2 protein-coding genes are annotated in these 25,101 nt (G+C 76.5%); both read right to left on the bottom strand.

The features are described from left to right. Positions 1-32: 32 nt before the first annotated feature. Positions 33-14,651: a type I polyketide synthase gene (locus FB455_RS03530; protein ID WP_486481501.1), complete on the bottom strand. Its 14,619-nt coding sequence runs from the start codon at positions 14,649-14,651 to the stop codon at positions 33-35. A 28-nt stretch (positions 14,652-14,679) separates the two neighbouring features. Continuing rightward, positions 14,680-24,819 (bottom strand): type I polyketide synthase, encoded by a 10,140-nt coding sequence (locus FB455_RS03525; RefSeq protein ID WP_145752177.1) that lies wholly within the window; start codon positions 24,817-24,819, stop codon positions 14,680-14,682. Positions 24,820-25,101 lie beyond the last annotated feature (282 nt).

Here is a 25,101-nt window from a genome sequence, read left to right as displayed (position 1 = left end):
CTTTCTCGTGACACCACAGGTCCCCGTACGGCTCAGGAGAGCCCGAGGTCCTGGTCGATGAGGTCGAACAGCTCCTGGTTGCTGGCCGCCCGCAGCCGGTCGGCCACCTCGGCGGTCTCCTCCCGGCGTTCCTCCGCGACGCCGAGCCGTTCGAGCAGGCTGTGCAGGCGCATCGTGATCCGCACCCGGCCGATGTCGTCCGGGTCGCGCAGCGCGAGGGCGCTCTCCAACTGGTCCAGCTCCGCGAGGGTGGGCAGCGCCTCCACCGACGCCTCGTCGAGCAGTTCGGCCCGCAGGTGCTCGGCCAGCGCCTGCGGGGTCGGGTGGTCGAACACCACCGAGCTGGGCAGGCTCAGCCCGGTCGAGCGGGCCAGCCGGCCCCGCAGCTCCACGGCGGTGAGCGAGTCGAAGCCGAGGTCCCGGAAGGGCCGCCCGGCCTCCACCGCGTACGGGGTGTCGTGGCCGATGACCTCGCCCGCGGCGGTGCGGATGAGGTCGACCAGCAGCCGTACCTGTTCGGCCTGCGACAGCTCGCCGAGCCGCTTGCGCAGTTCGCCGGCGACCTGGTCGCCCTCCTCGGCGGTGGCACGCGCCGCCGCGGCCTGGGCGGCCACCTCGGCGATCTCGCTGATCAGCGGCCGGGGCCGGGCGGAGGCGAACACCGGCGCGAAGCGATCCCAGTCGATGTCGGCGACGGTGAGGGCGGTGTCGTCGCCGTCGAGGCCGGCGCGCAGGGCGGCCATCGCCGGTTCCCGGTCGAGCAGGGACACCCCGCGCCGGCTCATGGCCGCGGCGTGCGCGTCGGTCACCATGCCGCCGCCGGCCCAGGGGCCCCAGTTCACCGAGAGGTGCCGGGCCCGCCCGGCAGGCCGGGACTGCGCCCAGGCGTCCAGGAAGGCGTTGCCGGCGGCGTACGCGCCGTGGTCGCCGACGCCCCAGACGGCCGCGATGGAGGAGAAGTGCACGACCAGGTCGAGCGGCTCCGGGTCGAGGAGCTCGCCGAGGTGCCGGGCGCCGGCGATCTTGCCGGAGACGACGTCGGCGAGTTCCGCCTCGGTCACGGCGGCGACCGGGTTGAGCCGGCCCACCCCGGCGGCGTGCACCACCGCGTGCACGGTCTCGCCGTCGGCGCGCAGGGAGCGCACGAGGTCCGCGACGGCGTCCCGGTCGGCCAGGTCGCAGGCCAGCACCCGGGCCTCGACGCCGAGGGCGGCCAGTTCCGCCACCGCCTCGTCGGCCCCGGGGGCGGCCGCGCCGCGCCGGCTGACCAGCAGCAGTCGCCGCGTGCCGTGCCGGGCGAACCAGCCTGCGGCGTACCGGCCGACGGCGCCGGTGCCGCCGGTGACCAGGACGGTGTCCGGTGCCTGCCAGCCGGCCGGTGCCTCGGCGCGGGGCGCGCGCTCCAGCCGCCGCAGGTACGTCCCGGATTCGCGCACCGCGAGCTGGTCCTCGTCGCCGGCGGCGGTGAGGGCCGCCAGGACTCCCTCGGCGGCGGCGGTGTCCAGGGTGGCGGGCAGGTCCAGCAGGCCACCCCAGTGCCGGGGGTGTTCCAGCGCGGTCACCAGGCCGAGGCCCCACGTGGTGGCCTGGGCGGGGCGGGCGACGGGGTCGTCGGCGCCGGTGGCGACTGCCTGCCGGGTGAGCAGCCACAACGGTGCCGGGGGCAGGGCGTCCGTGACCGCCTGCACGAGGGCGAGGTTCGCGGTCAGGCCCCGCGGCACGGCCGGGCGCTCGGGGTGCGCCCGCTCGTCGAGGGCGAGCAGCGACACGATCCGGGCGGGCGCCGCGGCGGCGAGCTGCCCGGCGAGCGCGCTCCGGTCGGTCGTCGCCGGATCGACGACGATCTGCCGCACGTCACCGCCACGGGCGGTGAGCAGTTCGGCGAGCCGGTCGGCGACCGGCTGGCCGGTGCCGCTGTGCACAAGGGTCCAGGTGCCCTCGACGGCGCCCGCCGCGAGGGCCCGCGAACGCCAGGTGATCCGGTAGCGCCAGCCGCCGGCGAGGGTGTCCTCCCGCTGCCGGCGCCGCCACCGGTCCAGGTCCGGCAGCAGCTTCCGCAGCGGCCGGTCCGCGTCGAGTCCGAGCCGGCTGGCGAGTTCGTCGCCGTCGCCCGATGCCACGGCCCGCCAGAACGCCGAGTCGACGTCGTCGGGGGTGGTGGCGGGGGTGAGCCCCGGCGCCGCGTCGAGGGTCGGCCAGAACCGCTGGTGGGCGAACGCGTACGTGGGCAGGTCCACGTGGCCGCCACCGGGAAGCAGCGCCGGGAAACGTACGGGAATGCCGTGGCAGTACAGCTCGGCCACCGCGCCGAGCAGGGTGGTCACCTCGTCCTGGCCGGGCCGCTGCACGCCGGTCACGACGATCGGGGCGTCCACCGGCAGCGCGTCGGCGGTCAGTGCGGTCAGCACGGTGTCCGGCCCGACCTCCAGGAACCGGGTCACCCCGTGGGCGTGCAGGTGGGTGACGGTGTCGGCGAAGCGGACCGCCTCCCGGACGTGGCGCACCCAGTAGCCGGGGGTGCAGAGCTGCTCGGCGTCGACGACCGCGCCGGTCAGGTTCGACACCAGCGACACCGTCGGCGGGGCGTACGACAGGGTCGCCGCGACGGCCGCGAACTCGGCGAGCATCGGCTCCATCAACGGGCTGTGGAAGGCGTGGCTGACCCGCAGCCGCTTGGTGCGTACGCCGAGGTCGGCGAAGTGGGCGGCCAACCCGGCCAGCGCCTCGTCGGCGCCGGCGACGACGACGGCGGCCGGCCCGTTCACGGCGGCGACGGCCGCCTGTCCCGGCGTGCCGTCCAGCGCCCGCAGCACGTCAACCTCGGGCGCGGCGACGGCCAGCATCCCGCCGCCGGCGGGCAGGGCCTGCATCAGCCGGCCCCGGTTGCCGACGAGCGCGCAGGCGTCGGGCAGGTCGAGCACCCCGGCGACGTGGGCCGCGCTGATCTCCCCGACGGAGTGCCCGGCCACGAAGTCGGGCCGGATCCCCCAGTGTTCGAGCAGCCGGAACAGCGCCACCTCGACGGCGAAGAGCCCGGCCTGGGTGAAGACCGTCTGGTCGAGCAGGTCGGCCTCGGCGGCGCCGGGCTCGGCGAACAGCACCGTGCGCAGCGGCCGCGGCAGGTACGCGTCCAGGTGCTGGCACGCCTCGTCGACGGCCGCCGCGAAGACGGGGAACGTCTCGTACAGGCGGCGGCCCATGCCGGCGTGCTGGGCGCCCTGGCCGGAGAAGAGCATCGCCAGCGCCCCGCCGGGCTCGGCGACGCCCCGGGTGAGCCCGGGGTGCTCCTGCCCGGCGGCGAGGGCCCGCAGGCCGCCGAGGGCGGCGTCGGCGTCCTCGGCGAGCAGCACCGCGCGGTGCCGCAGCGGGGACCGTCCGGTCGCCAGTGCCCGGGCCACGTCGGCGGCGGACGCGGCGGTCTGCGGCAGCCAGTCGGCCAGCCGGGCCGCCTGGGCCCGCAGGCTGTCGGCGGTGTCGGCCGAGACGACCCAGGGCAGCACCGGCGGCCCGGCGGCGGGGCGGGGCGTGCCGGTGCCGGCCGGCGGCGCGGCCGGCGCCTGTTCGAGGATGACGTGCACGTTGGTGCCGCTGACCCCGAACGACGACACGGCGGCCCGGCGAGGCCGCTCCACGTCCGGCCACGGCTGCGCCTCGGTCAGCAGCGCGACGGCGCCCGCCGACCAGTCCACGTGCGGCGACGGCTCGTCCACGTGCAGGGTGGGCGGCAGCAGGTCGTGCTGGAGCGCCAGCACCATCTTGATCACGCCGGAGACCCCGGCGGCGGCCTGGGTGTGGCCGATGTTCGACTTGACCGAGCCGAGCAGCAGCGGCCGGTCGGCGGGCCGGTCCCGCCCGTACGTGGCCAGGAGCGCCTGCGCCTCGATCGGGTCGCCGAGCCGGGTGCCGGTGCCGTGCCCGTCGACGGCGTCCACGTCGGCGGCGGTCAGCCGCGCGTTGGCCAGCGCCTGGTTGATCACCCGCTCCTGGGCGGGCCCGTTGGGCGCGGTCAGGCCGTTGCTGGCGCCGTCCTGGTTCATGGCCGAACCGCGGACGACGGCAAGGATCCGCCGGCCGTCGCGCTGGGCGTCGGAGAGCCGCTGCAACATCACCAGGCCGACGCCCTCGCCCCAGCCGGTGCCGTCGGCGGCCCCGGCGAACGACTTGCACCGGCCGTCGAGGGCGAGCCCACGCTGCCGGGCGAATTCGAGGAACGGGCCGGGGGTGGCCATCACCGTCACGCCGCCGGCGACCGCGACGTCGCACTCGCCCTGCCGCAGGGACTGGCAGGCCAGGTGCAGCGCCACCAGCGACGACGAGCAGGCGGTGTCGACGCTGACGGCCGGGCCCTGCAACCCGAAGTGGTACGCCAGCCGACCGCTGATGACGGCGGCGACGTTGCCGGTGGCCTGGTAGCCCTCGGTCTCGACCCGGGCGGCCATCAGCAGCGTCGCGTAGTCCTGGCCGTTGGTGCCGACGAAGATGCCGGTGTTGGTCTCCCGCATGTCGGCCGGCGCGGTGCCGGCCCGCTCGAACAACTCCCAGGCGCTCTCCAGCAGCACCCGCTGCTGCGGGTCCATCACCATCGCCTCGCGCGGGGAGATGCCGAACAGGGCCGCGTCGAAGCCGGCGGCGTCGGTGAGGAAGCCGCCCTCCCGCACGTACGAGGTGCCGGGCCGGTCGGGGTCGGGGTCGTAGATGGCCGCCAGGTCCCAGCCCCGGTCGGCCGGGAACTCCGCGATGCCGTCGCGCCCCTCGGCGACGAGTCGCCACAGGTCCTCGGGGCCGGCGACGCCGCCGGGGTAGCGGCAGCTCATCGAGACGATGGCGATCGGCTCGTCCAGCGCGGTGGCGGCCCGGGTGGGAACCGCCGCCGGGCTGTCGTCGCCCGCGAGCCTGCCCGCCAGGTGCTCGGCGAGGGCGTCGGGCGTCGGGCGGTCGAACACCAGGGTCGCCGGCAGGTTCAGCCCCACCGCCTCGGCGAGCCGGTTGCGCATCTCGACGGCGCTGAGCGAGTCGAAGCCGATCTCCCGGAACGACCGGTCCGCAGCGAGCGCCTGCGGCGAGGCCAGCCGCAGCACCGCCGCCGCGTGGACCCGTACGAGGTCGAGCAGGACCCGGCGGCGCTCCGGCGCGGCGAGGCCGGCCAGCCGGCCGCGCAGCGGCGAGGCCGTGTCGGACGGGTCGGCGTCGCGCTGCCCGGCGGCGAGCAGTTGCGCCACCTCGGGGACGTCGGCGATCAGCGGCCGGGGGCGGGCCAGCGTGTAGGTCTGGAGGAACCGGTCCCAGGCGATGTCCGCCACGGTGAGCGTGGTGTCGCCGTCGTCGAGCGCCCCGGCCAGCACGGAGACCGCGAGGTCGGGGCGCATGGCCCGGACGCCCGAGCGGAACATCTGGTCGGCGGCGCCCTCGGCGTCGACCATGCCGCCGCCGTCCCAGGCGCCCCAGGCGATGGCGGTGGCGGCCCGGCCGCGCCGTCGCCGGTCCTCGGCGAGCGCGTCGAGGAAGGCGTTGGCGGCGGCGTAGCCGCCCTGGTGCCCGCCGCCCCAGACGCCCGCGCCGGAGGAGAAGAGCACGAACGCCGACAGATCGTCGCCGCACGCCTCGTCCAGGTTCACCGCGCCGGCCACCTTGGCCCGCAGGGCGCCAGCGAGGTCGGCCACGTCGGTGGCCGCGACCGGCGCGGCGTGGGCCACGCCCGCGGTGTGGAACACGGCCCCGACGCGGGTGCCCTGCGCGGCCAGCCGCTCGACGAGGGCCCGTACGGCGGCGGGGTCCGCGACGTCGCAGGCGGCCACGGTGACGGTGGCGCCGGCGGCGCGCAGTTCGTCGGCCAGCGCGTCGGCGCCGGGCGTGGCGGGCCCCTGGCGGCCGGTCAGCACCAGCTCGCCGACGCCCTCGCGGGCCAGCCAGCGCGCGACCTGGGCCCCGATCGACCCGAGGCCGCCGGTGACCAGGACGGCGCCGCTGGCGGGACGCCAGTCCCCGGTCGCCGTCCGGTCGGTGCGGGCCCGGACCAGTCGCCGGGCGAACACCCCGGAGGGGCGCAGCGCCAGCTGGTCCTCGGCGTCGACGCCGGCCAGCACCGCCACGAGCCGGGCCCGGTCCCGGGGGTCCAGCTTCGTGGGCAGGTCGACGAGGCCACCCCAGCGGTCCGGGTGCTCCAGGGCGACCACCCGGCCGAGCCCCCAGAGCATCGCCTGCCGGGGGCGGTCGAGCTGGTCGGCCCGGCCGGTCGAGACCGCGCCGGCGGTGGCGCACCACAGCGGCGCGGTGATTCCGGCGTCGCCGAGGGCCTGGACCAGTGCGTACGTGGCGGCGAGGCCCGCCGGGACGACCGGGTGGGCCGGGTGCGGCGCGTCGTCCAGGCCGAGCAGCGAGAGCACGCCGGCGACGGGCCCACCGGTACGGGCGAGCCGGTCGGCAAGCGCCTGCCGGTCCGGCTCCGTCGCGTCGATCCGGACGACCTCGGCCCCGCCCTCGCCCAGCACCCGGGCGACGCCGTCAGCCAGGGGGTGCTCGACGCCGGCGGCCGGCACGACCAGCAGCCAGGTGCCGGCGAGGGTGGCCTCCGCGACGGTCAGCGGCTTCCAGGTCACCCGGTAGCGCCACAAGTCGACGGTGGACTCTTCGCGGCGGCGCCGGCGCCACGAGGAGAGCAGCGGCAGCGCGGGGTCGAGGGAGCGGGCCGTGGCCTCGTCGATGCGCATCGCGGCGGCCAGCGCCTGCGCGTCGGCGCGTTCCACGGCCTCCCAGAATTTCCGGTCCGCCTCGTCGGCGACGGCGAGGGCGGGGGCGGTCGCTGCCGTCGGCTGCGGCCAGTAGCGCTGGCGCTGGAAGGCGTACGTGGGCAGCGCGACCGGCGGGCCGGTGGGGGCGCCCAGGATCGCCGTCCAGTCGACCGGCACGCCGTGCACGTGCAGCCCGGCGAGGACCGTCAGCATGCGCTGCCAGCCACCGGCCAGGGTGTCCTCGGCGGCCACCACGACGGCGTCGTCGGCCCGCGCGCTCTCGCGGATCCCGGCGGCGAGCACGGACGCGGGAGCGGCCTCGAGGAAGACCCGGTGGCCCTCGTCGAGCAGGACGCGTAAGGCGTCGGCGTCGGCGTCGGCGTCGGCGTCGGCGGACAGTTCCCGGTACCACCGGGCGGCGTCGAGGCCGTCGGTGTCGACCCGTCCGCCGGTCACGGCCGAGTACAGCGGCACCTCGGCCGCCCCGAGGGTGGTCCCGGCCAGCGCGTCCGGGTCGGCGTCGGCCCGACTGCCGAGGGCGATCGTCCTCGCCGCGTCCTCCAGCGACAGCGCGCCGGCCACGCAGGCGGCCGCGACCTCGCCGTGGGCGTGCCCGACCACGGCGGCGGGCCGGACGCCGAGCGAACGCCACCAGCGGGCCAGCGAAACCGCCACGGCCCACCGGACGGGGTGCGTCACCCGGGGGTCCGTCGCGGGCGGGGCACCGTCGGCACCGCGCAGCACGGCGGTGAGCGACCAGTCCACGTGGGGGGTGAGGGCCGCCTCGCAGGCGGCGATCACGGCGGCGAACTCCGGCGACCGGTCCAGCAGCTCGACGGCCGTGGCGGGCCACGGGTCGCCGTGGCCGGGGAAGACGAGGATCGGGTCGGTGCCTCGCGCGGCGACGCCGGTGACGGCGGTGGCCCCGCCGAGGTGGAACGACTCCAAGGCGCGCGTCAGGCCGACTGTGTCGCGGCCGAGGACGACGGCGCGGTGCGCGAACGCGGTCCGGGTGGTGACCAGGGCGTGTGCGACGTCGGCCGGCGCCAGCTCCGGGTGTGCCGCGAGGTGCGCGCCCAGCCGGGCCGCCTGGTCGCGCAGCGCCGGAGCGTCCGCGGCGGAGAGCACCAGGGGTACGAGTCCGGCGCGCGGCCCGTCGGCGGCGCGTGCGTCGACCGCCTCGGCGGGCGGCTGCTCGATGATCACGTGCGCGTTCGTGCCGGAGATCCCGAACGACGACACCGCCGCCCGACGCGGACGGTCCACCCGCGGCCACGGGGTGGGCTCGGTGGCCAGGGCCACCGCCCCCGCCGACCAGTCGACATGCGGCGACGCCTCGTCCACATGCAACGTCGCCGGCACCAGACCGTGCCGCATCGCCAACACCATCTTGATCACACCAGCCACACCCGCAGCCGCCTGCGTGTGCCCGATGTTCGACTTCACCGACCCCAACAGCAACGGCCGATCCTGCGGACGCTCCTGCCCGTAGGTGGCCAGCAGAGCCTGCGCCTCGATCGGGTCACCGAGGGTCGTGCCCGTGCCGTGTGCCTCGACGGCGTCCACGTCGGCCGGAGTCAGGCGGGCGTTCGCGAGGGCCTGGTGGATCACGCGCTGCTGCGAGGGGCCGTTCGGGGCGGTCAGGCCGTTGGACGCGCCGTCCTGGTTCACGGCCGTACCACGCAGGACGGCGTGGATGCGCCGGCCTTCCCGCTGGGCGTCGGAGAGCCGCTGCACGAGCAGGACACCCACGCCCTCGCTCCAGCCGGTGCCGTCGGCCGAGGCGGCGAACGACTTGCACCGGCCGTCCTGCGACAGACCACGCTGCCGGGAGAACTCGATGAACGTCCCCGGCGTCGCCATCACCGTCACACCACCGGCCAACGCCAGATCACACTCACCGGAACGCAACGCCTGCGCGGCGAGGTGCAGCGCGACGAGGCTGGACGAGCAGGCCGTGTCGACGGTCACGGCAGGGCCTTCGAGGCCGAACGTGTACGCCACCCGCCCGGACAGCACGCTGCCCGAGTTGCCGGTGCCGACGTAGCCCTCCACCTCGCCGGCCAGCTCCATCAGCCGCGTCGCGTAGTCGTGGTACATCACCCCGGCGAAGACACCCGTCCGGCTGCCCCGCAACCGCTGCGGGTCCAGCCCGGCCGACTCGAACGACTCCCACGACGCCTCCAGCAGCAACCGCTGCTGCGGATCCATCGCCAGAGCCTCACGCGGCGAGATGCCGAAGAACGCCGGGTCGAACGCACCCGCGTCATACAGGAAGCCGCCGTGCCGGGTGTACGACGTCCCGGGGTGGTCCGGATCGGGATCGAAGAGGCTCTCCAGGTCCCAGCCACGGTCGGTGGGGAACTCCCCGATCCCCTCCCCGCCGGCGGCCAGCAGCGCCCACAACTGGTCGGGCGTCTCGACGCCGCCCGGGTAGCGGCAGGCCATGCCGACGATGGCGAGCGGCTCGTCGGCGCGGGTGGTGGTCCGCACGCCCGGCGCGGCGGGACCGCCGGCGGCACCGGCGAGTTCGGCGTGCACGTGGACGGCGAGCGCCTGCGGCGTCGGGTAGTCGAACACCAGCGTCGAGGGCAGCCGCAGGCCGGTGGCCGCGTTCACGCGGTTGCGCAGGTCGACGGCGGTCAGCGAGTCGAAGCCCAGCTCGCGGAACGCCCGGTCGGCAGGCACGGCCTCCGCCCCGCCGTGCCCGAGCACCTGCGCGACGAGGCCGCGTACCAGCACGTCGACCTGGGCGCGCGCCTCATCGGCGGTCAGGCCACCGATACGGGTCGCCCAGGTGGTGCCCTGTCCCGCCTGGCGCCGGATCGTGGTCGTACCGATCAGGTTGCGGAGCATCGGCGGCACCGGGCCGGTGCCGACGGCGGCCCGGAGGGCGGCCAGGTCGATCACGGCGGGCACCAAGGCGGGGCGGTCTGCGGTGAGCGCGGCGTCGAACAGGCGCAACCCGGTGTCGGCGCTCATCGCGGTGAGGCCGCCCCGCGCCGATCGCGCCCGGTCGGCGTCGTCGAGGGACGCGGCCATGCCGGCGGTGTCCCACATGCCCCAGGCGAGGCTGACGGCAGGCAACCCGAGCTGCCGCCGGTAGACCGCCAGGGCGTCGAGGAACGCGTTACCCGCCGCGTACGCCGACTGACCCGGCGAACCCAGCACACCCGCCACCGACGAGAACACCACGAACAAGTCGAGATCCAGACCCGCCGTCGCCTCGTGCAACAACCAACCCGCCGACACCTTCGGCGCCAGCACCGCACGAAGCCGCTCGGCGGTCAGCCCTTCGACTACGCCGTCGTCCAGGACACCGGCGGTGTGCACCACACCCGCCAGCCGGCCCTCAGCGGAAACCTCCGCCACCAGGGCGGACGCCTGATCCCGGTCCGTCACGTCGCAGGCGACCACCCGCACCGACGCACCCAGCGCGGTCAGCCGCTCCGACAACTCACCGGCACCCGCAGCCGCCGGGCCACGACGCGACACCAGCACCAGCGACCGCACGCCATGCGCCGACACCAGGTGCTCCGCGACCAACGCCCCGAGCGCACCCGTACCGCCGGTCACCAGCACCGCGCCGTCACCCACGACCGGCGTCTCCACCGACGCCGGGGCGACCGCACGCACCAGACGCGGCACGAACACCTCACCCGAGCGCACCGCGACCTGACCACCGAACGCCACCGGCTCGTCGGCCACGGAAGTCAGCACATCCAGCAGCCCGGCGTCCACGTCACCGTCGACGTCCGCCAGGACGATGCGACCCGGGTGCTCCGACTGCGCCGAGCGCAGCAGACCCCAGACCGCCGCTGCGGCCAGGTCGGTGACCCGGTCTCCGTCCCCAACCGACACCGCACCCCGGGTCACCACGACCAACCGCGACTCCGCCAGCGCGTCGGCCGCCAGCCAGGACCGCACCGTCGCCAGCATCTGCGACGTCGCCGCCCGCACCGACTCGGGGCCGTTGTCGACGGCGGCGGCGGGCATCTCACCGGGGGCCGAAGCAGGTTCCGTCCCGACGTGAAGGGCCCGGCGCAGGCCACCCGCCGGCACCAGCAACAGACGCGGCGCCACACCCGACGCCACGGCGACCGCCTCGACGTCGGCGTACACCGGCAGCTCAGCGACGGCCGGCAGGTCGGCGGCGGCGGCGGGCGAGCCCAGCAGCGCCCACCCGGAGGCGTCCCCGGCTGGGGCGACCTCCTGGGCCTGCCAGGTGAGTTCGAACAGCGACCGGGCCGACGCGTCCGGGGACGACGACACCCCGGTCAGCTCGCGCAGGGCGAGGGTGTCGACCGATACTACGGCCGCGCCCGACTCGTCGCACGCGACCAGACGCACCGCCGAGCCCGCGCGCGTGAGCCGCACCCGCAGCACACGCGCACCCGAGGCATGCACCTGCACACCCTCGAACGCGAACGGCACCCGAGGCCCACCCGAGCCCTCCAAGCCGGGCAGCAACCCGATCGGATGCAGCGCGGCGTCCAGCAGCGCCGGGTGCACGCCGAACCCCGCGGCGTCACCGGCCACCTCGTCCGGCAACGCCACCTCGGCGTACACGTCCTCGCCGACGGTCCACACCCGGCGCAGCCCCCGGAACACCGGCCCGTACGACAGGCCGTGCTCCGCCAGCACCGGATACCAGCCCGCCACGTCCACCTCGACGCCGTCGACCGGCGGCCACTCCCCCACGCCCGGCTCGTCGGCCGACGCCGGCTCCAGCACACCCTCCGCGTGCCGGACCCACTCCGGGTCGGCGGCCTCCTCGGGCTGCGAGTGCACGGTCACCGATCGCACGCCGGTCTCGTCGGCCGCGCCGACGCGCACCTGCACCCGCACCGCACCCGCCTGCGGCAGCACCAGCGGCGCGGCCACGGTCAACTCCCGCACCCGCGACGCACCCACCTCGTCACCCGCCCGCACCGCCAACTCCACCAGAGCGGCGCCCGGCACGATCACCGCGCCGGAGACGACGTGGTCGGCGAGCCACGCGTGCGTCGACGTCGACAGGCGGCCGGTCAGCACCACCATGTCCGCGCCGGCCACGGAGACGGCCGCGGCGAGCAGCGGATGCCCGGCCACGCCGAGGCCCGCCCCGGACACGTCCGTCCAGCGGCCCGCCGGCTCCAGCCAGTAGCGCTGGTGCTGGAAGGCGTACGTCGGCAGGTCCAGGTGCCGGCCGCCGGCCCGGCCGAGCAGGTCCGCCCAGCCGACGGTCACGCCGTGCACGTGCAGCGCTGCGAGGGCCTCCAGGAGGGCCTGCGGCTCGGGGCGGTCGTGGCGCGACGCGGACACCAGCAGGGGCGCCGGTTCGTCGTCCGAGCGCTCGGCGAGGCAGTTCTGCGCCATGGCGGTCAGGACGCCGTTCGGTCCGACCTCGAGGTAGGTGTCGACGTCCCCGGCGCGCAGGCAGTCGACGGCGTCGGCGAAGCGCACCGTGCCGCGTACGTGGCGCACCCAGTAGCCCGGGTCGCAGAGCTGGTCGGCGTCGGCGACGCGGCCGGTCAGGTTCGACACCACCGGGATCGTCGGCGGCCGGAACGTCAGCCCCTCGGCGACGGCCGCGAACTCGGCCAGCATCGGGTCCATCCGCGCGCTGTGGAAGGCGTGGCTGACCCGCAGGCGGCGGGTCTGCACGCCCCGCTCGGACCACACCCGCTGCACCTCGTCGAGGGCCTCGGCGTCGCCCGCCACCACCACGGCGGCGGGGCCGTTCACGGCGGCCACGTCCAGCCGGCCGGGCAGCCCCGCCAGGGAGGCGGCCACCGCGGCCTCGTCGGCCGCCACGGCGAGCATGCCGCCGCCCGCCGGCAGGGCCTGCATCAGCCGACCCCGCGCCGCGACCAGCGCGCACGCGTCGGCCAGGGAGAACACGCCCGCCACATGCGCCGCCGCGATCTCACCGATGGAGTGCCCGGCCACCAGGTCCGGCACGACACCCAACGACTCGACCAACCGGAACAGGGCCACCTCGACGGCGAACAGCCCCGCCTGGGTGAACACCGTCTGGTCCAGCAGCCCCGCCTCAGGCGTACCCACCCCGGCGAACAACACCTCCCGCAGCGCACGCGGCAGCAGCGGATCCAGGTAATCACACACCTCGTCCAGGGCCGCGGCGAAGACCGGGAACGCCGCGTACAGCTCACGACCCATACCGGCGCGCTGCGCGCCCTGACCGGAGAAGAGGAAGGCCACCCGGCCGCGCGGCGCCGACGCACCGGTGGTGACGGTGCCGGCCGGCTCGCCTGCGGCGAGGGCCCGCAGCCCGGCGAGCAGGTCGTCCGCGTCGCCGGCCAGGACGACCGCGCGGTGCTCCAGTCCCGCGCGGTTGACCGAGGAGGCCGCGACGTCGACCGGGCGCGGGGAGTCGACGCGGGCGAGGTGGTCGGCCCAGCGGCCGGCCTGCCCGGCGAGCGCCTCGGGCGTACGGGCGGAGAGGAACACCGGGGCGAGCGGAAGCGCCACCGGCGCGTCGGCGGCGGACGGGGCCTCCTCCGTGGACGGGGCGTCGTCGACGGGCGCCTCCTCCAGGATGACGTGCGCGTTCGTACCGCTGATGCCGAAGGACGACACGGCGGCCCGGCGCGGCCGGTCGGTGGCCGACCACGTGCGTGCCTCGGTCAGCAGCGAGACCTGCCCGGCGGACCAGTCGATGTGCGGGGAGGGCTCGTCGACGTGCAGGGTGGCGGGCATGGTGCGGTGCCGGATCGCCTCGATCATCTTGATCAGGCCGGCGGCACCGGCGGCAGCCTGGGTGTGGCCCAGGTTCGACTTGACCGAGCCCAGCCAGAGCGGCCCGCCGTCGCCCCGGTCCTGCCCGTACGTGGCCAGCAGTGCCTGTGCCTCGATGGGGTCGCCGAGGGTGGTGCCGGTGCCGTGCGCCTCGACCACGTCGATGTCGGCCGGCGAGAGCCGGGCGTTGGCGAGAGCCTGCCGGATGACCCGCTCCTGTGACGGTCCGTTGGGCGCGGTGAGCCCGCTGCTGGCGCCGTCCTGGTTGACGGCGCTGCCCCGGACCACGGCGAGGATCCGGCGGCCGTCGCGGCGGGCGTCGGAGAGCCGTTGCAGGAGCAGCACGCCGACGCCCTCGGACCAGCCGGTGCCGTCGGCGGCGGCGGCGAAGGACTTGCAGCGGCCGTCCGAGGCCAGGCCCCGCTGGCGGGAGAAGTCGGCGAACGTGCCGGGGGTGGACATCACGGTGACGCCGCCGGCGAGGGCGAAGTCGCAGTCCCGCTGGCGCAGCGACTGCGTGGCGAGGTGCACGGCGACCAGCGACGACGAGCACGCCGTGTCCACAGTGACGGCTGGGCCCTCCAGCCCGAATGTGTACGCCACCCGCCCGGACACCACGCTGCCGGAGTTGCCGGTGCCGATGTAGCCCTCGACGCCGTCGGGCAGGTCCAGCACCCGCGACGCGTAGTCGTGGTACATGACCCCGGCGAAGACGCCGGTCCGGCTGCCGCGCAGCGCCTGCGGGTCGATGCCGGCGTGCTCGAACGCCTCCCAGGAGGTCTCCAGCAGCAACCGCTGGTGCGGGTCCATCGCCAGGGCCTCGCGGGGGCTGATGCCGAAGAAGCCCGGGTCGAACTGCGGCGCGTCGTAGAGGAAGCCACCCTGGCTGCTGGTCGACGTGCCCGGGTTGTCCGGGTCGACGTCGAAGAGCCGCTCCAGGTCCCAGCCCCGGTCGGCCGGGAAGTCGCCCACCCCGTCGCCGCCCCGGTCGACGAGGTCCCACAGCTCCGCCGGGCTGGACACGCCGCCCGGGAACCGGCACGCCATGCCGATGACTGCCATCGGCTCGCGGTCCTTGGCCTCCACCTCGCGTACCCGCCGGCGCGCGTCGCGCAGGTCGGCAGTCGCACGCCGGAGGTAGTCGAGGAACTCTGCCTCAGTGGGCATCGGGCCACTCCGTATCGGGGTTCGAGGTGTGCGACATGCCGGATCAGGCCGAGCCGAACTCTTCGTCCAGCAGGCTGAAGATCTCCTCGGCGGAGGCCGACTCGAGGCTGGCGCCCTCGTCGGCGGCGGAGTCCGCACCGGACTCGGTGTAGGTCCACAGGGAGAGCAGTTCACGCAGCCGGGCGCCGACGGCGGCCCGGTCGGTGTCGGCAGAGGCCACCGCCCGCATGGCGTGCTCCAGCTTGTTCAGCTCGCCGAGCACCGTCAGCGCGGAGGTGCTCCGCTCCGCCAGCAGCGCGCCCCGCAGGTACTCGACCAGCGCGGCCGTGGTCGGCCGGTCGTAGATCAGCGTGGACGGCAGCCGCAGCCCGGTGGCCGCGTTGAGCCGGTTGCGGAACTCGACCGCGGTCAGCGAGTCGAAGCCCAGCTCGACGAAGCCGCGCTCGACGTCGATCGAGCGGATCGACGCGTAGCCGAGGACCGCGGCGGCGTGGGTCCGCACCAGGTCGGAGAGCACCTGGTCGCGATCGGCCTCCGCCGTGGCGGCGAGGGTCTCCCGCAGCGCCTCGGCCGGATCGCGTTCGGCGGCCCGTACCGCGCCGGTCGTCGCCGGCCGCACCAGCGACCGCAGCACCGGCGGGACCGCCGCCGGTCCGTGCCGGCCGATCAGGGCGAGGTCCAGGTTGACCGGTACGACCACCGGCTCGGCGAAGCGCAGGGCCTCGCTGAACAGGTCCATGCCCTCCTCGGCGCCGAGCGGCACGAAGCCGCCCCGGTTCATCCGGGCCTCGTCGACGTGCCCGGTCCGCCCGTCGCCGGTGTCGTTCACCCACGGGCCCCAGGCCAGCGAGAGCGCCGGGAGTCCCCGGTCGCGCCGGTGCTGGGCGAGGGCGTCGAGGAAGCAGTTCGCCGCCGCGTGGTTGGCCTGCCCGGGGCCGCCGAACAGGCCGGCCGCCGAGGAGAAGAGCACGAACGCAGCCAGGTCCAGCTTCTCGGTCAGCTCGTGCAGGTGCCACGCCGCGTCGACCTTGGGACGCAGCACGGCGTCGAAGCGCTCCGGGGTGAGCGCGGGCAGGACGCCGTCGTCGAGTACCCCGGCGGCGTGCACCACGCCGGTCAGCGGCTGGTCGGCGGGGAGTTCATCGACCAGCAGGGCGAGCGCGTCGCGGTCGGTGACGTCGCAGGCGGCCACCCGGGCGGTGGCACCCAGCCCGGCCAGGTCGTCGACCAGCGCGGCGACGCCCGGTGCGTCCGCCCCGCTGCGGCTGACCAGCAGCAGGTGCCGTACGTCGTGGCGGGTGACGAGCCGCCGTGCCACGAGCCGCCCGAGCAGACCGGTCGCCCCGGTCACCAGGACGGTGCCGGCGGCCAGGTCGGGGCCCGGCGCGTCGGCCGGGGGCGGGCCGAGCCGGGTCAGCCGGGGCACCCGGAGCTGCCCGGCACGTGCGGCGAGCTGGGGTTCGCCCGTGGCGAGAGCGGCCGGCAGCAGCGCGGCGGCCGGGGCGTCGTCGTCGACGTCGAGGAGCACGATCCGGTCGGGGTTCTCCGACTGGGCGGAGCGCAGCAGGCCCCAGGCGGTGGCGGCCGGCACGTCGGCGATCCGCTCGTCCGGGTCGACCCGGACCGCGCCGCGGGTGACCACCACCAGCCGGGCGGCGGTCAGGGTCTCCTCGGCGAGCCACTGCTGGGCCAGCGCGAGCATCCGGTGGGCGACCCGGTGCGCCTGGGCGGCCGGGTGTGGCTCGCCGGTGGCGGTTCCGGCGCAGGTCACCACCACCGCGTCGGGTGCGGCGGCACCAGCGCGTACGTCGGCGACCAGCGTCGACAGGTCCGGGTGCCGGTCGGCGCCGGGCCAGTCGTCGCCGAGGGCGACGAGCCGGGACGTGCCGTCGGCGCGGCCGGTGGCGGGGGCGACCCAGTCGAGGCGGTGCAGGGACCGGCTGGCCGAGCGGCGGGCGGCGCTGAGCTGCTCGCCGGAGATGGGCCGCAGGACCAGACCGTCGACGGAGGCGACCGGGGTCGCGCCGGTGTCGGTCACGGTCAGGGCCACGGAGCCGGCGTCGGTGGCGCGCAGCCGGATCCGCAGTTCGCGGGCGCGGGTGGGTCGGATGGTCACGCCCGACCAGGTGAACGGCAGGCCCGGGCGGATGCCGGGGCCGCCCTCGGTGCCCGACGCGCCACCGGCGGGGTCGCCGGCCGTGGCGTCGGTGGCGCCGTCCGTGGCGCTGGCGCCGATGGCGTGCAGCGCCGCGTCCATCAGGGCCGGGTGCACGGAGAACGCCGTGGTGTCGGTGGACGCGTCGGCGTCCAGGGCGACCTCGGCGAGGATGTCCGGGCCCGACCGCCAGGCGGCGCGCAGCGCCCGGAAGACCGGGCCGTAGTGGTAGCCCTGGGCGGCGAGCCGGGCGTAGAGCCCGTCGAGGGCGATCGGCTCGGCGTCGGCCGGCGGCCACACGGCGGCCGGCACGGGGTCCGGGTCGACGGTGTCGGCGAGCTGGCCGGAGGCGTGCCGCTGCCAGGCCCGGGAACCGTCGGGTCCGGTGTCGTCGTCGCGCCGGGTGTGGACGGCGACGGGCCGGTGCCCGGTCTCGTCCGGCGGGCCGACGCGGACCCGCAGGTCGATTCCGCCCTCGGTGGGGATCGCCAGCGGCGCCTCCAGGTTCAGCTCGGCGACGGTCGCCGTGCCGGCCTGCCGGCCGGTCCAGGACGCCAGCTCCACAAGCGCCGTCCCGGGCAGCAGCACCGTGCCCAGCACGGCGTGGTCGGCGAGCCAGGGGTGGGTGGTGAGGGTGATCCGGCCGGTGAACAGCAGGCCCTCGTCGCCGGGCAGGTCGGCCACCGCGCTGAGCAGCGGGTGGTCCACCACGTCGAGGCCCACTGCGGGCAGGACCGAGCGGTGCGCGCCGGTGCGCTCCAGCCAGAAGCGGTTCCGGTCGAAGGCGTACGTGGGCAGGTCGACGGGCTCGGCCTCGGGCAGCAGTCGGCGGTGGTCCACCGCCAGGCCGAGGGTGTGCGCGGTGGCGAGGCCGGTCAGCAGCCGGGTGGCGGCGTCGTCCGACCCGGCGAGGGTCTCCAGGACGTGGCCGGTGACGCCGGTCGCGTCGAGGACGGCGGCGACCCGGTCGGTCAGCGCCGGCTCCGGCGAGATCTCCACGAATGTCACGTGTCCGGCCGCGACGGCGGCGCGCAGGGCGGCGTCGAGCCGCTCCGGTCCCCCGGCGATATCGGCCGGGCGGTCGGCGCCGGAGGCGGTCGGCGCCGCTCCGAGGCCGGCCGGGTCGGCACCGGGGCCCGCCCGGTCGACACCAAGGCCGCTCAGGTCGGCCCAGTGGTCGACACCGAGGCGGGCCGAATCGGCCCAGTCGCCGGTGAACGTGGAGGCCAGCCGGGCGGTCCCCGGCTGCGGGGCGAGCCCCGCGAGGGCGGCGCGGAGGCCGTCGTGGTCCAGGTGGCCGGCGGCGGCGCGGGCCCGCAACGCCACCGTGCGGGCGGCGTCGGGCAGGGACAGCAGGCCCGCCACGTACGCGGCCACGACCTCGCCGTCGCCGTCGCCGACGACAGCGGCGGGGGTGACGCCGGCGTGCCGCCAGACGGCGGCGAGCGCCACCCCGACGGCGAACAGCACGGGCCGGGCCAGCTCCGGCCGCTCGCCCCAGGAGGCGTCCGCGCCGGTGAGCAGGGCGGCCGGATCGACGTCGACCCAGGGCGCGAGGGCCTGCCGGCACTCGGCGAGGGTGTCGTCGAAGACCGGGCAGCGGCCCACCAGTGCGGCCACCGCCCCCGCCGGGGTGGCGCCCGGGAAGACGAACACCGGGCCCGCGCCGTGGTTGGCGACGGTGCCGGTCACGACGTTGCCGGCCGGGGTGCCGGCGGCGAGCGCGTCCAGGCCGGCCAGCAGCTCGCCGGGGGTCGCGCCGAGCACGGCGGCGCGCCGGTCGAACGCCGAGCGGGTCGCGGCGAGCGACCAGCCGACCGCCGCCGGGGCGAGGCCGGGGTGCGCGCGAAGGTGCCGGGCCAGCCGGGACGCCTGCGCGGCCAGGGCCGAGGTGGAGCGGGCCGAGACGGGCCAGGCCACCACGTCGGCGGTGAGCAGCCCGGCGGCGCGTTCCCCCTCCGCAGCGGCTGCGGGCGGCATCGGTGCGTCGACCGGCTCGGCGTCGGCGGGCGCGTCGGTGGGCAGCTCGACGACCACGTGGGCGTTCGTGCCGGAGATGCCGAACGAGGAGACCGCCGCGCGGCGGGGCCGGTCGACGGCCGGCCACGGCCGGGACCGGGTCACCAGCTCCACGTCGCCGGCCGACCAGTCGATGTGCGGCGACGGCTCGTCCACGTGCAGCGTCGCCGGTACGGTCCCCTCCCGCATCGCCAGCACCACCTTGATCACGCCGGCCACACCGGCGGCGGCCTGCGCGTGGCCCATGTTCGACTTGACCGAGCCCAGCAGCAGCGGGCCGGCGTCGCCCCGGTCCTGCCCGTACGTCGCCAGCAGCGCCTGCGCCTCGATCGGGTCACCGAGGACGGTGCCGGTGCCGTGCGCCTCGACGACGTCCACGTCGGTGACCGCCAGCCCGGCGCCGGCCAGCGCCTGCCGGATCACCCGCTGCTGGGAGGGGCCGTTGGGGGCGGTCAGGCCGTTCGACGCGCCGTCGGAGTTGACGGCGGAGCCGCGGACGACGGCGAGGACGCGGCGGCCCTGCCGCCGGGCGTCGGAGAGCCGCTGCACGAGCAGCATGCCGACGCCCTCGGACCAGCCGGTGCCGTCCGCCGTCGCGGCGAAGGACTTGCACCGCCCGTCGGAGGCGAGGCCGCCCTGGCGGGAGAACTCCTGGAACGCCGTCGGGGTGGCCATCACGGCCACGCCGCCGGCCAGCGCCAGGTCGCACTCGCCGCGCCGCAGCGCCGCCCCGGCGAGGTGCAGCGCCACCAGCGACGAGGAGCAGGCGGTGTCGACGGTGACGGCGGGGCCCTCCAGCCCGAGGGCGTACGCGACCCGGCCGGAGATGACGCTGTGCGCGGCGCCCGTCATCAGGTAGCCCTCGACGCCCTCGGGGACCTCGGTCAGGCCCGTGCCGTAGCCGGAGGTGGAAGCGCCCACGAAGACGCCCGTACGGCTGCCGCGCAGCGACGCGGGGTCCACCCCGGCCCGCTCCAGTGCCTCCCAGGACGTCTCCAGGGTGAGCCGCTGCTGCGGGTCCATGGCGAGGGCCTCGCGGGGCGAGATCTCGAAGAAGGCGGGGTCGAAGTCCGCCACGTCGTGGAGGAAGCCGCCCGCCGGCGGGTGCGTCCCCTCGGCCGGCTCGGGTATCTCCCAGCCCCGGTCGGTGGGGAACGGCGAGATGGCGTCCACGCCGTCGGCGACGAGCCGCCAGAACGCCTCCGGCCCGTCGACGCCGCCGGGGTAGCGGCAGGCCATGCCGACGATCGCGACGGGCTCGTCGGCATCGACGACGACGGTCTGCGGGGCGGCGGCCGGGGCGGCGCCGGAGACCAGCTCGCGCAGGTGCGCGGCCAGCTCGGCGGGGGTCGGGTAGTCGAAGACCAGTGTGGTGGGCAGCCGCAGGCCGGTGGCCGCGTTCAACCGTCCCCGGAAGTCCACGGCGGTCAGCGAGTCGAAGCCGAGGTCCTTGAACGGGCGGCCGCGCAGCTCGTCGGGGGTGGCGTGGCCCAGCACCGCCGCGGTCTGCTCGTTGACCAGGCGCAGCAGCTCCCGCTCCTGCTCCGCGGCCGGGAGCGCCGCGAGGTGGCGCAATGGCGCGGCGACCCCGGCCGCCGGCGTGGCGGCCTCCTCCTCGGCGACGAGCGCCCGCACCTGCGGCAGGTCGCCGAGGAACGGGCTGGGCCGGGCCACTGTGAACGCGGGGTGGAACCGGCTCCAGTCGACGTCGGCGACGGTCACGCAGGGCGTGGGCCGGCGCAGCGCCCGGTCGAGGGCGACGAGCGCCTTCTCCGGGTCGACGGGCGGCAGGCCCATCCGGTTGAGCTGCTCGGTGGCGACGTTCTCGGCGGCCATGCCGTGCGCGCCGCCCCAGGCCGTCCAGGAAACGGCGGTGGCCGGCAGGCCCCGGTCGCGCCGGTTGACGGCCAGGCCGTCCAGCAGAGAGTTGCCGGCGCCGTACGCGCACTGCCCGGCGCTGCCCCACACGCCGGAGATGGAGGAGAACATGACGAACGCGGCGAGGTCGCGCTCGGCGAGGCAGGCGTCGAGGTGCAGGGCGCCGAGCACCTTGCCCGCGACGACGTGGGAGAACTCGTCGAGGGTGGTGTCGGTGATCGGGGTGAGCTGGTCGGTGCCGGCGGCGTGCACGACCGCCGTCAGGTCGGGCAGCGAGCCGACCAGGTCCGCCACGGACCGCCGGTCGGTGACGTCGCAGGTGGCGGCGGTGACCCGCCCGTCGGCGCCGTACCGGTCGAGCAGGTCCGCCACGGCGGGGGCGGCGGCGCCCCGGCGGCTGGCCAGGACCACCCGCCCGGCGCCCCGGTCGAGCAGCCAGCGGGTGACGTGGCCGCCGAGGGCGCCGGTGCCGCCGGTGACCAGGACGGCGCCGGACCACCAGTCGCCGGCGGGGTTCTCGTCGGTCGTCGGCGGGGCCGGCGTGAGCCTCCGGGCCCAGGTTCCGCCGGGGCGCACGGCCACCTGGTCCTCGCCGCCGTGGCCGGCCAGCACGGCGGCGAGCCGCCGGGTGATGGCGGCGTCGACGGTGGCCGGCACGTCGACCAGGCCGCCCCAGCGGTGCGGTTGCTCGACGGCCGCCGCGCGGCCGAGGCCCCAGACCTCGGTCTGCAGCGGGTGCACGACCCGGTCGCCCGGGGCCGCCGCCACCGCGCCGCTGGTGACGCACCACAGCGGCGCCACCAGGTCCAGGTCGGTCATCGCCTGGACGAGGGCGAGGGTGCCGGCGGCGGCGAGGGTCACGCCGGGGTGCTCGGGCAGCAGCCGGTCCTGGCCGGCGACGACGGCGAGCACGCCGTCGACACCGCGGTCGCCGGTCAGCATCCGGAGCCGGGCGGCGAGCGCCGCGCGGTCCAGGTCCGCGGCGCCGACGCGCAGCACCAGCGGCTCGGCGTCGCCGAAGAGCCCGGCCAGGCCGTCGGCCCACGCCGGCGCGTCCTCGGCGGGCAGCACAACCAGCCAGCGGCCCGCCGGGGCGTCGCCGTCCTCGACCGGCACGGGCTGCCAGCTCACCTGGTACGACCACCCGTCCACGAGGGAGCGTTCCCGCCGGGACCGGCGCCAGGAGGACAGCGCGGGCAGGGCCGGCAGCAGCGCCCGTACCTGCTCGTCGTCGCCCAGCTCGCCGCGCAGCGTGTCGACGTCCGCCTGCTCCAGGGCGGTCCAGAACTCGTCGTCGCCGTCGGAGGAGGCGGGGCCGGGGCCGGCGGGCGGCGGCTCGGGCCAGAAGCGCCGGCGGCGGAAGGCGTACCCGGGCAGCGGCACCCGCGCGGTGTCGGCTCCCGCGTACAGCCTCGTCCAGGCGACCTCCACCCCGCCGACGTGCAGCTCGGCGAGGGCGGTGAGCGCCGACGTGGGCTCGGGGCGGTCGCGGCGCAGCAGCGCCACGGCGGAGGTCTCGTCGTCGGCCAGGACGTCGCGGGTCAGCGCGGTGAGCACTCCGCTGGGGCCGACCTCCAGGAACGTACGCACGCCCAGGGCGCGCAGCTGCTCGACGCCGTCGGCGAAGCGGACCGCCTCCCGCACGTGCCGCACCCAGTACTCGGCGGTGCGGATCTCGTCGGGGTCGGCGACGGCGCCGGTCAGGTTCGACACGATCGGCAGCGCCGGCGGGTGCAGCTCCAGCCGGCGCACCACGGCGGCGAACTCGGCGAGCATCGGTTCCATCAGCGGGCTGTGGAAGGCGTGGCTGACCCGCAGCGGCCTGGTGCGTACGCCCTGGTCGGCCCAGCGGCGTTCGAGTTCCTCGACGGCCTCGGCGGCGCCGGAGACGACGACGGCGGTGGGCCCGTTGACGGCGGCCACCGCGACCCGGTCCTCGACGTCGGCCAGAGCGGACCGGACGGCGTCGGCGGGGAGCTGGACGGCCAGCATCGCGCCGCCGGCCGGCAGGGCCTGCATCAGCCGGCCCCGGGCGGCCACCAGCGTGGCGGCGTCGGGCAGCGACAGCACGCCGGCCGCGTGCGCGGCGGAGAGCTCGCCGATCGAGTGGCCGAGCAGCACGTCCGGGACGACCCCCCAGCTCTCCAGGAGCCGGAACAACGCGACCTCGACGGCGAACAGACCGGCCTGGGTGTAGAGGGTCTGGTTGAGCAGCCCGGCCGCCTCGTCGCCCTCGGGCGCGAAGAGCACCGGGGCGAGCGGGCGGGGCAGGTGCCGGTCCAGCTCGGCGCAGACCTCGGCCAGTGCCCGGTCGAAGACGGGGAACGCGGCGGCCAGCTCGCGGCCCATGCCGCTGCGCTGCGCGCCCTGGCCGGAGAAGAGGAACGCGAGCTTTCCGCCGCGCGGACCCGCGCCGGTGACCAGGCCCGGGGCGTCGCCGCCGGCGGCCAGCGCGCGCAGGGCGGCGGCCAGGTCGGCGCGGTCGGTGGCGAGCAGTACGGCGCGGTGCTCCAGGCCGGCCCGGGTGCTCGCCGACGACCAGCCGACGTCGGTCAGCCGCAGCCCGGGGCGGTCGTCGAGCCAGTCGGCCCAGCGGGTGGCCTGCGCGGTCAGGGATCCGGCGTCGCGGGCGGAGACCAGCACCGGCACGAGGCCGGCCCCGTCGACCGGGGCGGTGCCAGGCGCCGTGACCGGGTCGGTCTCGGAGGCGGAGCCGTCCGGGGCGTCCGCCGGGGCCGGGTCGGCGGCGGGTGCCTCCTCGATGATCACGTGGGCGTTGGTGCCGCTCATGCCGAAGGAGGAGATGCCGGCGCGGCGGGGCCGCTCCCCGGCGGGCCACGGCCGCGGCTCGGTGGCCAGCGCGACCGCGCCGGCCGTCCAGTCCACGTTGGGGGTGGGCTCATCGACGTGCAGGGTGGCGGGCACGGTGTCGTGCCGCAACGCCATCACCATCTTGATCACGCCGGCCACGCCGGCGGCGGCCTGGGTGTGGCCGATGTTCGACTTGACCGAGCCGAGCCAGAGCGGTTGGTCGGCCGGCCGGCCCTGCCCGTACGTCGACAGCAGCGCCTGCGCCTCGATCGGGTCGCCGAGGGTGGTGCCGGTGCCGTGCGCCTCCACGACGTCGACCTGCTCGGGCGCGAGCCGGGCGCTGGCCAGCGCCTGGAGCACGACCCGCTGCTGGGACGGGCCGTTGGGGGCGGTCAGGCCGTTGCTCGCGCCGTCGGAGTTGACGGCGCTGCCGCGTACGACCGCGAGCACGGGGTGGCCGTTGCGGCGGGCGTCGGAGAGTCGCTCGACGAGCAGCAGGCCGGCCCCCTCGCCCCAGGCGGTGCCGTCGGCGGCGGCGGCGAACGACTTGACCCGGCCGTCCAGGGCCAGGCCGCGCTGGCGGCTGAAGCCGATGAACGCGGACGGGGTGGACATGACGGTGGCGCCGCCGGCCAGCGCCAGGGTGCACTCGCCCTGCCGCAGCGCCTGGCAGGCCAGGTGCAGCGCGACCAGCGACGACGAGCAGGCGGTGTCGACGGTGACGGCGGGCCCCTCGATGCCGAGCGCGTACGAGATCCGGCCGGACACGACGCTGGCCGCGGTGCCGGTGAGGATGTAGCCCTCGGTGCCGGGCGGCGGCTGCTGAAGCAGCCCCACGTAGTCCTGGCCGGTGGTGCTGGCGAACACCCCGACCTGGTGGCCTCGCAGCGTCGAGGGGTCGATGCCGGCGTGCTCGAACGCCTCCCACGAGGTCTCCAGCAGCAGCCGCTGCTGGGGGTCCATGGCCAGCGCCTCGCGCGGCGAGATGCCGAAGAACGCGGCGTCGAACTCGGTAGCGGAGTCGACGAAGCCGCCCTCGGCGACGTACGACGTGCCGGGATGGTCGGGGTCCGGGTGGAACAGCCGCGCCAGGTCCCAGCCGCGGTCGGCGGGGAACGCGGAGTAGGCGTCGCGGCGGGAGTCGACGAGTTCCCACAGTTCCTCGGGCGAGCCCACCCCGCCCGGGAAGCGGCAGGCCATGCCGACGATGGCGATCGGCTCGCGGCTGGCCGCCTCAAGCTCGCCGAGCTTCCTCCGGGTCTGGTGAAGGTCCGCCGTCACCCATTTCAGGTACTCCCGGAGCGTATCTTCAGTCGCCATTGACGCCACCTCTTCGGGTCGGAGAGAAACAGCGACCCAATACCGTCCACGGACGCCACAAGCCGCGAAGATCCAAACCCATTCAGCCGACCACGAATTGCCAGACAAAATGGCGTTTCAGCCCCCCACCAGGTCTTACGCGCCGGACGAAAGGTAATTGTCGCCGGACGGCGGTCACAACCCCTAGCGTGCCCCTACGGGTGCCCCTAGGTGGCGGGGGCGCAGGCTGGGCCGACCCGCCCTGCGAGCGGTGCGGCGCACCGCCCTCGCGGGGTGCGGCCG

This window comes from Micromonospora sp. CNZ296 (genome assembly GCF_007827635.1).
This window is presented reverse-complemented; position numbering and strand designations above follow the sequence as displayed.